Raw genomic sequence first — 15762 nt, forward strand, 5'->3', positions numbered from 1 at the left:
CCGTTTGGCGGCCACTCAGCGGCGGCCGCCGTGTATCCTGGGTTACACCATGCGTTTCATGGCAAGGTTAAAAACGTCGTCCGGCATGCAGAGCACCAGCCGGATGTGGTTATTGCCCTGCGGGCCATAAACCGAGCCGGGAACAACGGCAACGCCGCGCTCTTCCAAAAGGTAATTCGCCACGGCGTCGCCGATATGCCGGCCCGGTTGTCGGTATTTTTCGGGCATTTGTTGGTAGACGCCGCTCACTTCCGGGAACAGGAACATGGCGCCGAGCGGTTTACGTGGCCAGCGATACCCACGTTCTTCCGTCAGGGTATTCAGCGCCGTTTGACAGCGCTGAGCGATGTTGGAGGACATGTCCTCCAGCCAGGCAAATTTGCGGTCATCGCTAAGCAAACGGTGCGCGATACGCTCGTATTGGATATTGACGCCCAGATAGAGGTAATCATGCGCTTTGGCGGCCTGTTCGATAACCTGCGGCGGCGCTACCATCCAGCCGATACGCAGGCCTGGCAGGCCGAATTTTTTTGAAAAACTGTTGATAATGATGGAGTTGTTGGCCAGGGAGGCGACGGCGCGCGCCGGTTGGTGCGGGCGTTCAAAGTGCATGGCATCGTACACTTCGTCATGAATGATCCAGCAGCCGCTGCGCGCGGCGCGTTCCCCAATCACCGCCCAATCCTGTGGGCTGGCGACATAGCCGGTCGGGTTTTCCGGCGAGTTGACAATCATCGCTTTCACCCCTTCCAGCGCGCCGTCCTGCGCCAGCATTTCCGCATACTCGTGGTTGCCGGCAGGACGCGTTATCCGCAGCGGGGTGCGTTCCAACGTCTTCAGCGTGCGGGCGTAGAGCATATAGGAAGGATCGCTGATAGCGACTTTATCCTGTGCCGATGTCGTGACGAGCAGAGCCAGCGTGATGGCCTCCACGCCACCGTGCGTCACCATGATTTCACGCTCAGGATCGAAATGCAGGCCGTAGCGATCGCGATACCAGGCGGCAATGGCCTGACGCAGCGCCAGGCTCCCCCGGGGATCCTCGTAACGTTTTGAGGCGTCCATAAACGCCGATAATGACAAATCCTCCTGTTCTATCGCCTTCAGCAGATGCTCCGGCGGCCCGAAAACCGGCTCGCCAAAACTCAGGTTTGCAATGGAGGGATCGGCCTTCGCTTTCAGCGAAATGGCTTTTGAGGCATAAATATCCATGCCCGTCAGAACAGCATTGAGGGCGTTCGGTTGGGTAGTATCATGAATGTTCATGAGTCCGTTCTCGGTTGTAGGGATTGAGTGAGAAATGCGCGCCCCTTCGGAGGGCCGCACGGTATTTGCCATGGTTTTTTTGCAGGGTGAAGCGGGGGCCAGCGTTTTCAGATGGGATTGCAGACGGCGCGCGACGTTATAAGGCGACAGCGTCGGGCGGCCCAGCTGCGCCATCGACCCGATGCTTATCGGGACATGCAACAGCCGGGGGCCGGCGATATCCGTTTGACGCAGTGCTTTGGCGAAGCTGTCCGCATCGTTGCAATGCTGGGCGTGGGCATAGCCGGCCGCATAGGCCATGGCGACAAAATCCACGCCGGGGGACGCGGTGGGTTGGGCTCCCGTCGAGTCATAGCTGCCGTTATCCAAAATAATATGTATCAGGTTATCCGGCTTGCCGGCGCCGATCCCGGCCAAATTCCCCAGATGCATCAGCGCAGCGCCATCCCCGTCGATCACGTAGACCGGCAGGCCGGCGCAGCCCAAGGCAATGCCGTGAGCGATTGCGCTGGCGTAGCCCATGGATCCGACGCAATAGAAATGTTCAGGGCGGTCAGATAACGTAAACAGTTCCCGGCCGGTTTTGCCGGTTGTAGCGATGATCACGCCCTCGGGATCCGCGTGAGCCAGCAACGTCGCCAGCGCCTCTTCACGACGCGGATACGCCGCTTGCGGCTCAGGTATCGGAGACGGCGCGGCGCAAAACTGATTGCCGGTCAGAACCAATGCGTAAGGGCGCTGTTCTGCCTGAATGTAATTGCAGGCGTGCTGCAGGCAGGCGAAGGCTCCGGTCTCGTCGTCGGGCAGCACGGCCCACTCTACCCCGGCCAGGCTCAGCAATTCAGGCGTGATCTCGCCCATCAACCTGTGCTGCGGTTCATCTTTGGTGCCGGGCTGACCGCGCCAGGTCACCAACAGCAAGACCGGGATCGAGAACGGCTCGTTAAGCGATGTCAGCGGGTTTATCAGATTGCCCAACCCCGAGTTCTGACACAGGACAACGGCCGTTTTATTGGCAAGCCAAAGCCCGGAGGCCAGAGACAGCGCCTCACCCTCGTTTGAGGCCAGTACGTAGTGGGTTTCATCGCGAGCAATAACTTCATTGATCAGCGGGGTTAAATAAGAGCAGGGGACACCGGTAAAATAGTGCGTGCCTTGCTCAATCAATGCATCGACAAAATTGCGGACGTTAATCATCTAACCATTTCCTCACGGATGAATAGAAAACCGGCTGACTGTCGCGTTACAGGGTCAAGTATTTTTGTTCGGCCAGCTGTACTTCATATTCGTTGGTGAGATTGAAAACATCGTCCAAAGAGGCAATTTCACGTTCAATCTGTGCAACGCTATTATGTTGGCGAATATTCCGGGTAATAGCGCGCATCGCGGCGATGGAAGCGCGCAGGCTATGATTAGCCCAGATAACCGTGGATACGCCGACTTCACGGAACGCATCGGTAGCGGTGTTATAGTATTTCGTCGGTACGATGACGATCGGGCAATCATTTTGCCATTGGCGGCAAAAATCCATGATTTCCGCACCGTCCGACTGTTTGGAATGAATTAATACCGCGTCGGCGCCGGCACTGGCGTAAGCGTCGGCGCGTTTCAAGGCTTCTTCCATCGGGCAGCCGCTGATAAGCGCTTCCACACGGGCAACCACGCAAAAATCACTGTCCAACTGGCTGTCTTTCGCCGCTTTTACTTTGCCGCAAAATTCGCTGATTGAAGCCAGATCCTGCCCTGCGCCAATAAAAGAGTTTATTTTAGGGAATAATTTGTCTTCCAGACATACCCCGGCCACGCCGCGCTGAGACAGCTTTTTAACCAAACGACGGACATTATTGAAGTTGCCAAAACCTGTGTCCCCATCCAATAAAATAGGGATGGCGGTGTTATCCACCATAAAATCAACAACGTCCATAACCTGCGTCCAGGACGCTTCATTTCTGTCGCTGAGCCCCATAGAGGCGGAAATAGACAGCCCGGAAGCCCATAATGCCTCAAAGCCACTTTCTTCGGCTATTTTAGCGCTCATGGCATTATGGGCTTCCATCAGGAAAGAGAGTTCTTTCTTTTGCAGTATATTCTTTAAAGCCGATGTTTTTCTCATAGCATTACCTCAATTAACATTGATATACAGTGATGGTTCAATGGCTCTTCATAGTGAAAATATCAGGGACTAATCAGAATAATCAAAGCAAGCATAAGACCCAATAATTACGCCTGTCATAAGGAAGGGTGACGAGAATAATTAAAGGCACCTGCAATCGCCGAATGATTTTTTTTGCCGTCGCACTGAGGAAGGCGGGGCCGTTTTTCTGCAATTATTTACTTTAAATCAATGAGGCTGTTTAACAGGTGATTATAATAACTATCTACGGTGTTAAGACGCATATTCGCGCCAATCCATATTTCCGCCATTGCCGCCGGCGATTTTTCCGCAATTGGCGTGATCACCTGCTGCAACCAGCCTTCCGCGTGGACCACGTCAATCCCGATATGCTCGGTGTAGTAGCGCAGGTCCCGGTCGGTAAAACCAAGTCGTTTGCAGCCCAGGACCAGTTTTTCGTATTGGCTGGGATCCAGCAATTCCGTAATGGCCAGGGCGCCGATCAGCTTGAAGTAATGTTCGCGGTTGGTGCCCCCCAACATAAACAGGTTGTAACCGCTCAATCCTTGCCAGGCCAGGGTGTCGGCAAAATTGTTTTCCGGCAACTCAATGCGATTGCGCGTCAGCAAATCTTTATACAAGTTGACATGAGTATGGCGGTCGCTGCCTTCGCCGCACTCATCCCACATATTGCGGCTGAGCTCGCCTCGCACCTCGATGCGTGCGCCCACCATCGCCATGGCGATTAAATCAAAAAACAGCAAATTCAATGCGCTGTCGCTTTTGAAGAAGGCGTTCATTTGCGTTTTTGACGCGTCATGCTGCAAAAACTCATAGAGCGGATGCGTGGCTGACCGGTGGTGCGACCAGAGTTCCCGCAGGCTTTCGGTAAACCGTTTCGGGCTCGTCGCGATGGGCAGCGCGGCGAAATGTTCGGTCTCATGCGCCAACCATTTTTTTTCTATCATTCGTTTGATAGTGACCATCACAGGGTGGTGTTGGTTTTTGCTTTCTGCCGTTAACGGGTCGGCTAAAAATGTCTGGTACAACCAAAATAAGGTCTTTTGCACGGCTTTGCGGCTGTGCTCAATGTCCGTGCTGTGATAGGCCGAGATCAGTTCAGCCTCTGTCGTGGCCTGGAGCATTGCCGGCAGGGTGGGATGACGGCTAAAAAATGCGTCCAAATCCTCTATGCGCAACAGACCTGCCACGCACTCATCCAGGCTGGTGGACAGCAGTTGGCCTTGCGTCAGTTTAGTGTTTACCAAATCTAAACTATCCATCATTTATACCCATAAATTTTGCTGATATAAAAGCTAATGTAAACAGGTTGGTTTTTCAAATTTAATATTGCAAAAATGTTTCATTTTTATTTATTTTATTGATTGTAGTGTAATTTTATTTTGTTGAGTTTGTTTTTTAGTGTGATTTAAATCACATTCACCCCAGTGATAAACAGATCGGTACACATTAGTTATTATTAATATATTAAGTGAGTCCCAGGAGGGGCGGCAATAAAATGCCGCATAGGCGCGGCATAGGTGCGGCATAGGTGCGGCATAGGCGCGGCATTGGGGCGTGCGGGGAGTTACAGCACGATGTTTTCGGCTTCGAGGATGGTTTTGGCCGTTGCCCACGCGATCAGTGCCGGCGAGTATTCGCTGTGGTCTGCGTAGGTCAGTTCAGAGATGATTGCGCCGTCCAGCAACATGACAAAGGTGAAGGCGATGCGCTGAGCTCGTTCTTTTTTAACCAGCGAAAACAGAATGCCGGTGATCAGCGCCACCAGGGCTTCTTTCATCTCTTTATTTATACTGGAAATTTCTTTCGATTTATTGCCGAACTCAAGCAATGAATTGGTAAACATGCAACCGCGAAAACTCTTGTCTTTAAACCAGGTGTGATAAAAATTAAACAATGAAAAGAGTTTATCTTTAGGGGTGTTGTTGTTTTCAATCACCTCCGTGATATTTTTAATGAAATCGTCTTTGCGCTGGGTTAATACTTCAATGATTAACTGATCTTTTGAGGCGAAGTTGCGATATAGCGTCAGCTTGGAAATACCCGCCTCGGTAATGATCTTGTCAATACCCACCGCTTGATAACCTTCTTTATTAAATAACTCCGTCGCGACATTCATTATTATTTGTTTTTTAGTTATCATAATATCCCCTGAAGACTAACGAAATATTGATAATAATATCATAATTTATAAACAAAAGTATCAGCGTGGGGGACAGTGATGCCATGCAAAACAGCCTGCCTCCGGTTTTTGTTCTTTCGCTAAAGTTGTTGCACCAGCGCTTTCAGTTGCCTGATGAGCGCATTCTCCGAGCCTGCGGCCTCCGGTTTGCCGGTGGACTGCCGGATAACCAGGGTGGTCGGCAACAGATCGTTGAACGCCTCCTGCGGTTGATTCGCCATGCTCAACAAATGGGTGACCGCGCGTTTACCGATCAGGTCAAAGTCCTGCCTTACGGTGGTCAGGGCGGGGTGGAAATACTGGCTGTCGGGGGTATCGTCATAGCCAATCACGGACACATCCTGCGGTATGCGCTTGTTGAGTTGCCGCAAGGCGCTGATGACTCCTAACGCCATCTGGTCGCTGGCGACCAGCATCGCCGTGATATCCGGGTGTCTGCTGAATAATTCCACGGTTTTTACCCAGCCGCTGTTGGCGCTCCAGTCGCCGTATTCGGTATCTGTCTCCACAATGCCCGCCTGATACAGGGTGTCGCGCCAACAGGCCAGGCGCAGCCGTGCCGAAATGGAGCTTTCCGGGCCGGCCAGCAAACCGAATTTCCGGTGCCCCAGTTCCAGCAGCAGGTTGACGCTGCCGGCGGTGCCGTCGTTATGAAGAAAGCCAAGGTGGCAGACCTCTGCGGCGGGCGGCACGTCCAGAAACAGTTGCCGAATATCCGGGTTATCCCGCGTCAGGGTTTCCGCATCGGCTTTTTCCAGCGGCAGGCTCATGACCACGCTGTTGATCTTCTGCGCCCGAAATTCATTCAGCGCCGACTGCAGGACGCTCAGTTGCCCGGTTTTCAACATCGAGATGGCCACCTGATACCCCGCAGATTCCGCATGGTGCTTGAAGGATGCGGCGATTTGCGAAGGGGCATGCAGCGCAAGGGAGGTGGTGATCAAGCCAAACGTCGGCAAGGTTTTGCCGGCCAGGATCTGTGCGGAGCGGTTAGGCACGTAATTGAGCGTATTCATCGCGCCCAGCACGTTATTGCGCGTGCGCTCGGAGACGATATCCGGGTTGTTCAACACCCGTGACACGGTTTGCTGGGAAACTCCCGCCTCTTTTGCCACGTCTTCCAGCGTTGCCTGCCGTTTATTCATCAATTCAATCTCGCAATAAAGTGCAGCGTTAAATAGTGCTACAGGTGAGGAACATGCAGAGCGCCGACACGCTGTGAATCCGTCCATGGAGGCTCGTATCGCGCGTCCATGCGCTCAACGGTCGGCTAACCTGCATGCTCACACCTGTCTCAAGTTGGGGGGCGCGGTATTAAACGCGTTATTTAGCCCGCAATGTGCCGTTTTGTCTGAAAATGTATAAAAAAAACATCTGATGTCATGCGTAATACATTGTAGGAAACAATCAACAAATAGCGTGACTGAACTCAAATATACCCACCAAATTCATTGCCCGCCAAGGCGTATATCGTATTTACTCGTTTAAAAATGTATAGCGCTATACATCCCTCTGACAGCAGGTAAGGATTGTTATGAAGCAGCCTCTTTATTCGGTAAACGATAATCCGCCGGACAACGTTCTCCCTCAGGTTCTGGCCCGGCAGGACTGGCAGAACCCGGCCGTCACTCACCTCAACAGATTGCCCGCCCACCCGCAATTTCGCAGTTGGCGCGCGCTTGAAGAGGCCAGGGATGACCGGCGCTCCGATCGGCGCGTTTCGCTGGATGGCGAATGGCAGTTCGTTTATCTGGCGCAGCCCGAGGCGGCGGACCCGCGCTGGTTAGTGGCGGATGGCCCGGACAGCCGGCCCGTCACCGTGCCTTCTAACTGGCAGATGGACGGCTACGATGCGCCGATCTACACCAACGTCCGCTACCCGATCTCGACCGAGCCGCCTTTTGTGCCGCAGGAGAACCCGACGGGGTGCTATTCGCGCGAGATTGACATCCCCGAAGACTGGCTGAAGGCAGGCAAAACCCGAATCATCTTCAACGGGGTGAACTCGGCGTTCCACCTCTTTTGCAACGGGGTATGGATTGGCTATTCGCAGGACAGCCGTTTACCGGCCGAGTTCGATTTAACCGACGCGCTGCATGCCGGTGGGAACCGTATCTGCGCGCTGGTGATGCGCTGGAGCGCGGGGACCTGGCTTGAGGATCAGGATATGTGGCGCATGAGCGGCATATACCGTTCGGTGTCATTGCTGCACAAGCCGGACACCCACCTCACCGATTTTCAACTGACCGCCGGGCTGGATACGGAGTATCGGCATGGCACCTTGCAGGCCGCAGTCCAGGTCGCGGCGGGGAAAGCCCAGCCGACGGGGTTGCAGGTGGATTTATCCCTGTGGCGAGGCGATGAAAAAATCGCCGGCCAACGCAAGCCGCTGGGCACCGAGGCGATTGACGAGCGGGGGGCTTATGCCGATCGGGTGACCTTTGCGTTGCCGGTGCAGGCGCCGGATTTATGGAGTGCCGAGTTACCCCATTGTTATCGCGTCGTCATTGCGCTTTACGGCGCCGATGGGGAACTGATTGAGGCCGAGGCGGCGGACACCGGTTTTCGCCGCGTAGAGATCACGGACGGGTTGCTGAAAGTGAACGGCAAGCCGCTGCTGATCCGTGGCGTCAACCGGCATGAGCATCACCCGCAGCGCGGCCAGGCGATCAACGAAGAGGACATGCTGCAGGATATTCTGCTGATGAAGCAGAACAACTTTAATGCCGTGCGCTGTTCGCATTACCCCAATAATCCGCGCTGGTACGAGCTTTGCGACCGCTACGGCCTTTACGTGGTGGATGAGGCCAATATCGAAACTCACGGCATGGTGCCGATGGCGCGGCTGAGTGACGATCCTAGCTGGTTCCCGGCTTACAGCGCCCGCGTGACCCGCATGGTGCAGTGTAACCGCAATCACCCTTCCATCATCATCTGGTCATTGGGCAACGAGTCCGGGCATGGCAGCTTGCATGATGCGCTTTATCGCTGGATTAAAAGCAGCGATCCCACGCGGCCGGTCCAGTACGAAGGCGGCGGGGCCAACAGTGCGGCAACGGATATCCTTTGCCCGATGTATGCCCGGGTGGATGAAGATCAACTCATCCCTGGGGTGCCAAAATGGTCGATAAAAAAATGGGTCGGCATGCCGGGCGAAAACCGCCCCCTGATACTGTGCGAATACGCCCACGCGATGGGCAACAGCCTGGGGAATTTTGACGAATACTGGCGGGCGTTTCGTCAGTATCCGCGGCTGCAGGGCGGGTTTGTCTGGGACTGGGCCGATCAATCGCTGCTTAAAGACGATGGGAATGGCTTGCCCGCGCCGGCTTATGGCGGCGACTTCAACGACACGCCCAATGACCGGCAGTTCTGCCTCAACGGCCTGGTGTTTGCCGACCGCACGCCGCACCCTTCGCTCCATGAAGCCAAACATGCGCAGCAGTTCTTCCAGTTTGCGTTGGTGGGGCATGCGCCGCTTGAGGTGGCTGTCGGCAGTGAATACCTGTTCCGCCGTACCGACAATGAAAGGCTGCACTGGCGGATTGAACAGGATGGGCGCGCATGGCGGTCGGGCGAAGTGGCGTTGGACATCCCGCCGCAGGGCAATGCCGTCGTCACCCTGGCGGAACGTAGCGATTTGCCGGCGAATGCCCGCAATGTCACGCTGACCCTTGAAGTTATTCAGCCGGAAGCCACCGCCTGGTCATCGGCCGGGCATCGCGTCGCATGGCAACAATTCCGGCTGCCGACGGCGCTGGCGTTGCCGGATGCGCCAAAACCCGGCGTTCGCCCTGAACTGCAGACTCATGAAGACGGTTACCGGGTGCGGCACGGCGAACAGCAATGGTTTATCGACCGCAACAGCGGTCTGTTGACGCAGTGGACGGTGGCGGGTGAAAACAAACTGATAAGCCCGTTCACCGACCAGTTTGTGCGTGCGCCGCTGGATAACGACATTGGGGTCAGCGAAGTTGAACGATGCGACCCTAACGCCTGGGTGGAGCGCTGGAAAAAAGCCGGGCTGTATGAAATGCAGCGAACCTGTACCCACTGCTCGGCGGCGGCCTGTGACGATCGGGTGGAGATCCGCAGCACCTTCCACTACCGGAATGGCGATGAGGTTCTGATCGTCAGCCACTGGCAGATGACGATTGATTGCCACGGCGCGCTGAAGATCAACGTAGAAGGGGAGCGCGCCGGCCATTTGCCGCCGTTGGCGCGTATCGGCATGGTGTTCCAGGCCGCCCCGTCCGCCGCAGAGGTCGAGTGGCTAGGGCTGGGGCCGCATGAGAACTACCCTGACCGCCAACAAAGTGCTTGTTTCTCACGCTGGCGCTTGCCGTTGAGCGAGATGGTCACCCCGTACGTCTTCCCTACGGAGAATGGATTGCGCTGCAACACCCATGAGCTCAATTGGGGAGGCTGGCGTGTCGACGGGTTATTCCATTTCTCCATCATGCCTTACGGCAGCAAACAGTTGATGGACGTTGACCATTGGCATCTGTTGCGCGCCGAACCCGGTATCTGGATCACCCTGGACGCGCAGCACATGGGCGTGGGGGGCGATGATTCCTGGACGCCGAGCGTGCATGAAAAGTGGTTGTTAAAGGAAACGCAGTGGCGTTATCAGGTCAGTGTTAAGCATCAGTAAACGTGGAGGGGTGATATACCCGTCATACTTGAAGCTGCCTCTGTGTTGGCTGCGTTCACTTACCCGAATCACTTACTCCAGTAAGCTCATCGGGATGCGCTCTCTTGCCGCCGTGATGCAACTCCAATTATTTTGGGTATATTTTTCCCGTCATACTTGAAGCTGCCTCTGTGTTGGCTGCGTTCTCTTGCCGCCGTGATGCAACTCCAATTATTTTGGGTATATTTTTCCCATTACAAAATAATAATCCAGGTGACACTATGAAATTGACTCAGCTCTCGGCGCAGGAACGGCATAACTTTATTTATTTTATGCTCTTCTTCTTTTTCTACTATTTCATCATGTCGGCGTATTTCCCTTTTTTCCCGATATGGCTTTCGGATGTCAATCACCTCACCAAAACTGAAACCGGGATGGTTTTTTCATTTATTGCCTTGTTTGCCATTATTTTCCAGGTGGCTTTCGGTTTAATCTCCGACAAGCTGGGCCTGCGCAAACACCTGCTCTGGGCGATTGTCATTCTTTTGATTTTATTCGCGCCGTTCTTTATTTACGTGCTTGCGCCTTTGCTGCAATACAATATTTATGTCGGCGCGCTGGCGGGGGGCCTTTACCTGGGGTTTGTGTTCTCCGGCGGCGCGGGTGCCGTGGAGGCTTATATTGAACGCGTCAGCCGCACCAACCGTTTTGAATACGGCAAGGTTCGCGTTTCCGGCTGCGTGGGCTGGGCCATTTGCGCGTCGATAACCGGGCTGCTGTTCAGCATTAACCCTAACATTACCTTCTGGATCGCCTCAGGGTTTGGGGTGGTGCTGGCCGTCTTGTTGATTGTTTCCCGCCCGCAACCGAACCAGACGGCGCAGGTAATGGACAAACTGGGGGCGAATCAGCGCGAGTTCTCGCTGGCCATGGCGTTGGAGCTGTTAAAAATGCCGCGCTTCTGGGCCTTCTTGTTATACGTGATTGGCGTCGCCAGTATTTACGACGTGTTCGACCAGCAATTCGCCAACTTTTTCAAAGGCTTCTTTTCATCGCCGCAAAGAGGCACCGAGATCTTCGGTTTCGTCACCACCGGCGGGGAGTTATTAAACGCCTGCATTATGTTCTGCGCGCCGTTTATCATTAACCGCATCGGCGCCAAAAATGCATTGCTGGTGGCCGGCGCCATCATGTCGGTGAGGATTATCGGCTCATCCTTCGCCAGCAGCGGCATTGAGGTGATTTTACTGAAAACGCTGCATATGTTTGAGCTGCCTTTCCTGCTGGTGGGCACCTTTAAATACATCTCCTCGGTGTTTGATCCGCGGGTATCGGCAACCTTGTTCCTGATCGGTTTTAATTTGTCCAAACAGCTTTCGGGCGTGGTGCTTTCCGCCTGGGTGGGAAGAATGTATGACTCGGTAGGGTTCCATCAGGCCTATCTGATCCTTGGCCTGATCACCACCACCTTTACCGTCATTTCCTATTTCACGCTGACGGGGCGCGGCCTGCGCGCACCGGCGGAGGCTAACACCGCCACGCCGTAGTTCCTTATCGCCAACGCAGGTGAGCCAGGGAACGGCCCCGACAAAAAGCCCGCTCAGGTTTGCCCCGAGCGGGCTTTTTCTTCGGTCTGGCTAACGGGGGCGGAACGGCTTAGAACTCAACGCTCGCCTGCACCATCAGATTACGGGTTTCCCCTTCGCGCACGCGCAGATTGCCGCCGCTGGAGGTGTAGTAATGCTCATTAAACAGGTTGTTCAGATTCAGCTTCAACTGCGTTTTCTCGCCAAACAGGCGGTTGTTCCACGCGATGAAGCTGTCGGCCACCACATAATTTGGCAGGGTGAAACTGTTCTCCGGATCGCCCGCCCGCGTGCCGACGTAGCGCGCGCCGCCGCCGACGCGGAAGTCGCCCGGAATGCCGCTGACCACCAGGTTATGGCTCAGGTAGAGCGCGCCTGAATGGCGTGGCGCATTTTGCAGACGGTTGCCGTTATTCGCGGCGTTTACGCCATCGTCAATGATTTTGGCGTTGGTGTAGCTGTAATTGGCGCTCAGCTCCCAGTCCGGCAAGATCTCGCCGTTCAGTTCGAATTCCGCACCGCGAGAACGCGCTTTATTGATAGCGCGCGTTGCGCCGTTGATGCTGAGCGACATGTCGCGCTCGTCAATATTGAACACTGCCACGCTGGCGAACAGGCGCGGCGAAACCTGCCACTTGCTGCCCATCTCCCAGGTGGTGCCCTGTTCCGGCTTGCCGACGTCACCGTCATCGTCGACGTTGGTGGACGGCGTAAAGGATTTGCTGACGCTGCCGTAAAGCGAGACATCCGGCGTCAGTTTATAAATCAGCCCAGCCTGCGGCAGGAACTTGTTGCCTTCGTCATCCAGCGTTTCCACCACCGGATTGAAGCCTTTGGAAGCGCGCTGCTCGTAATGCTGATAGCGCCCGCCCAGTACGGCGATCCAGTCCGGCGTCAGTGAAATGCTGTCTTTGGCGTACAGCGAACGGCTGTGAATGCGGTTCAGGTTATTGCTGTTGGCGGTCTTTTCCGTGCTGCTGTCTGTCACGGGCGACAGCATGTCGTATTGCGGATCGTTGAGGTTAAAGTTGCTGTTCGCTTTGCCCTGGTATTGATGCGCACGATAGGTCTGGTTCATCTCATAATCGGTACCCAGAAGGATATCGTGCGTCATGCCGAAGATATTCTGCGAGCCGATCAGGTCCCAGGAGACGTACTTGGTTTTATGGTTGAAGCCGCGGTTGGCATCGGCGCGGCGCGTGACTGCGCCGGTGGTGGCGTTGACGCCGGTCACCCGGACTTCGTTGTTGTCGTAGCGGCGCTGGTTCCAGCCCAGCGTCAGGCGGGTGCTCCAGTCTTCGTTGAACTGCCAGCCATACTGGGCATTCAGCGTTTTGTTGTGGCCCCAGGCATGGTTGGCCTTGTCGTCCAGCCGGTTCTTATAGCCGATATCGACCGGTTTACCGTCAATAAAGGCGGTGCCGCGATCGTAAGGAATGTCGTAGCGATATTCGGAATAGCTGACCAGGAAGCTCGCTTTTTCGCCGAACCATTGCAGCGACGGGGCGATCAGCGTGTGTTCGTCACTGCCGAAGTTGCGCCAATAATCCTGATTTTGCTTCTCGGCAATCAGCCGGAAGGCAAAACCGTTACCGAGCGGACCGGTGACGTCTACCGTGCCGGCACCGCCGCCTTCGCTGGCGTAACGGCCGCTGACCCGGGTGTGCCAGTCGTATTGCGGTTTTTTGCTGACGACGTTGATGACGCCGCCCGGATTTTGGATGCCGTACAGCAGCGAAGCCGAGCCTTTCAGCACTTCAACGCGCTCGGTGGTGGCATCGAAATTCAGCCCCTGGCTGCTGCGCACGCCGTCGCGGTAAATGGAGCCGTCCGAGTTGGAACCAAAACCGCGGCGCACAAAGCCATCTTCGGTGCCCGCCAGCGTGTTGCCTTCGGTGACGCCGCTGACAAAACGCATCGCATCGGCCAGGCTTGCGGCCTGATAGTCCTCTAACTGTTGCTGGGTGACGACGCTGACGGACTGCGCTTCATTCAGCCTGGCGGTTGGCGTTTTGCCGGCAACGGAGCTGGTGCCGGCGCTGTAACCCTGTTCGTCTACCGCTTGCCCGATAACGGTGAGGGTATCGTCGTTCCCTGCAGCATAGCTGGCGCCTGAGGTGAAAAACGCGGCGCCATAGATTGCGGCAAGAATGGCCGGATGGCAGCTGCGTTTAAAATAAAACAATTTGTTGTTATTCATCTAATTAAACCCGGTGTTAATGATGTTGTTATTTTCTTTTTGCCAATAAAAACCCGGCTGCTTTTAAGTGAAACCGCCAGGGTAAGGGATGCGCTTGCTTCAATGTAATTGATAATCATTCAATCATAGGGCAATGTAGTAGTAAATATGAAAATTAAACCCGCCACTACAGCGGTGCGCGAAAAAATGACTCGTTTTATGTGGGTGATTATTTTTGTATAGTTATATGTATTTAAAGTGATTTTGTTTATTTTCTGGTTGCGGGTTGGCGACGGTTTTGCGTTGGTTGGCCGCGATGGGATTATTTTTACAGCCTGATAGCTACTACATTTAGCGCGGAAGAGATAGCCTTTACATGATGGCCCTGGTCGATAAACCGATGAAAAATAAGCGGATTGAGCAAAGATGATGGCGGGAAATGAAATAAAAAAACGTGTCGATGTTTTTGGCGAACGTTACCGCGCACGCGCGGCGGCCCTTTCTCCACGATTGCAGGCGGTGGTGCGCTACATTCATGAGCACCGCGAGTCCGTAATGGAAGCGAGCGCCATGGAGATTGCCGCAGCGACGGGCACCTCGGATGCCACCGTGGTGCGGGCGGTGCAGGCATTGGGCTTTGCCGGTTTGCGCGACATGAAAAGCACGCTGGAAGCCTGGTTTGGCACTGCGGTTAACTCGGAAGAAAAGATGAACGCGACCGTGAGCGATCTGGCCTGCGACATCAATTCCGGCATCGATTTCGTGTTGGGTGGGCATAAGCGTGCCTGCGACGTGTTATCTGAACCGCACAACCGCCAGGCCATCTCGCAAGCGGTGAGCTTGCTGATAGAGGCACGCCAGGTGGCGCTATTCGGCATTAACGCCTCCGGGATTTTGGCCGACTACAGCGCCCGGCTGTTTAATCGCATCGGCATTCCTGCGGTATCGCTTAACCGCTCCGGTATTGCCCTCGCCGAACAGTTGATCAGCCTCCAGCGCGGCGACGTGTTGATCATGATGGCGCAGAAGTCGGCGCACAGGGAAGGGAGGACGACCATTCGCGAAGCGAAGCGCCTCGGCATCCCGATTATTTTGCTGACCAACGCGAGCGACTCATTTTTTGCCGGGGAAGCGCATGTGGTGATCAACGTTCCCCGGGGCGGCGAGAATGGCCGCTTACCGCTGCACGGCACCGTGTTGGTGTGCCTGGAAATGCTGATTCTTTCCGTCGCCTCGGCCACCTCTGCACGCACGATGAAAACCATGAAGCGCATTCAGGATTTAAATCGCGGGCTTAAAGGGGCGGGGAGGAAGTAGGGGGGGCTTTTGATCCGTCTTCTTCAGAGGGGACATAATAAAATTAAATTCTGTTTTTTTGTTAAATGCCACGAATCATAAAGTGAATAGCTTGCTAATACTTACTTGAGCAAGCCTCTCTAATATGGTTGCCCTAACGGGAGGGTGTTTTCAGTAACTATATAATAAACATGAAAATAAAAAATATCTCATGTCAAACCCACCATGATTTGTAGCTCTAAACGAGTTTCGTTATAACATATCGCGTGTGAAAACATAGTGGTATTCTTGCGGTAATATATGGAGTTTTATTCTAGGAATATTATTAAAGTCAGAACTAAATTTTTATTGGTATTATTCATATCATTGTTTATTAAGGTATTTTTAACGTAATTGCATGTGGGGGATAGATATCGGGACAAGAGCTATGTCAGCTCATGTGAGTATGGTGTGAATATGGGTACCTAACAGGCACATATTTTAATG

The 15762-nt window shown here is 54.3% G+C and carries 9 protein-coding genes; 3 read left to right on the forward strand and 6 right to left on the reverse strand.

Features of this window, described 5'->3' with window-relative positions; translation table 11 throughout:
• Positions 1 to 42 precede the first annotated feature (42 nt).
• From aepY to JK621_RS24940, 5 genes are all read right to left on the reverse strand, one after another.
• Entirely contained in the window at positions 43 to 2463 is a 2421-nt protein-coding gene (gene aepY, locus JK621_RS24920) for a phosphonopyruvate decarboxylase (RefSeq protein WP_212558100.1), read from the reverse strand.
• 46 nt (positions 2464 to 2509) lie between these two features.
• A complete protein-coding gene (gene aepX / locus JK621_RS24925) occupies positions 2510 to 3379 on the reverse strand; it encodes a phosphoenolpyruvate mutase (RefSeq protein WP_212558101.1) in 870 nt (289 codons plus the stop codon).
• Positions 3380 to 3597: 218 nt separating this feature from the next.
• Entirely contained in the window at positions 3598 to 4590 is a 993-nt protein-coding gene (locus tag JK621_RS24930; protein ID WP_249337123.1) for an iron-containing redox enzyme family protein, read from the reverse strand.
• Between the two features lie 377 nt (positions 4591 to 4967).
• Positions 4968 to 5543, reverse strand: a complete 576-nt coding sequence (locus tag JK621_RS24935) for a TetR/AcrR family transcriptional regulator (RefSeq protein WP_212558103.1) — start codon at positions 5541 to 5543, stop codon at positions 4968 to 4970.
• A 119-nt stretch (positions 5544 to 5662) separates the two neighbouring features.
• Positions 5663 to 6727, reverse strand: coding sequence for a LacI family DNA-binding transcriptional regulator (locus JK621_RS24940; protein ID WP_212558104.1), 1065 nt, complete (start codon positions 6725 to 6727; stop codon positions 5663 to 5665).
• Between the two features lie 389 nt (positions 6728 to 7116).
• On the opposite strand from JK621_RS24940, the gene JK621_RS24945 reads away from it, so the two are divergent.
• Positions 7117 to 10236 (forward strand): beta-galactosidase, encoded by a 3120-nt coding sequence (locus JK621_RS24945; protein WP_212558105.1) that lies wholly within the window; start codon positions 7117 to 7119, stop codon positions 10234 to 10236.
• Between the two features lie 260 nt (positions 10237 to 10496).
• Entirely contained in the window at positions 10497 to 11762 is a 1266-nt protein-coding gene (locus tag JK621_RS24950) for an MFS transporter (RefSeq protein WP_212558106.1), read from the forward strand.
• A gap of 109 nt (positions 11763 to 11871) precedes the next feature.
• On the opposite strand, the gene JK621_RS24955 is transcribed toward JK621_RS24950, so the two are convergent.
• On the reverse strand, positions 11872 to 14001 hold the full coding sequence (locus JK621_RS24955) for a TonB-dependent siderophore receptor (protein WP_212558107.1): 2130 nt from the start codon (positions 13999 to 14001) through the stop codon (positions 11872 to 11874).
• A 408-nt stretch (positions 14002 to 14409) separates the two neighbouring features.
• Here JK621_RS24955 and JK621_RS24960 point away from each other — a divergent pair, with 408 nt between their 5' ends.
• On the forward strand, positions 14410 to 15297 hold the full coding sequence (locus JK621_RS24960; protein ID WP_081248352.1) for a MurR/RpiR family transcriptional regulator: 888 nt from the start codon (positions 14410 to 14412) through the stop codon (positions 15295 to 15297).
• The last annotated feature ends 465 nt before the right edge of the window (positions 15298 to 15762 follow it).

Source organism: Serratia plymuthica (assembly GCF_018336935.1).
GTDB classification, from domain to species: Bacteria; Pseudomonadota; Gammaproteobacteria; order Enterobacterales; family Enterobacteriaceae; genus Serratia; species Serratia plymuthica_B.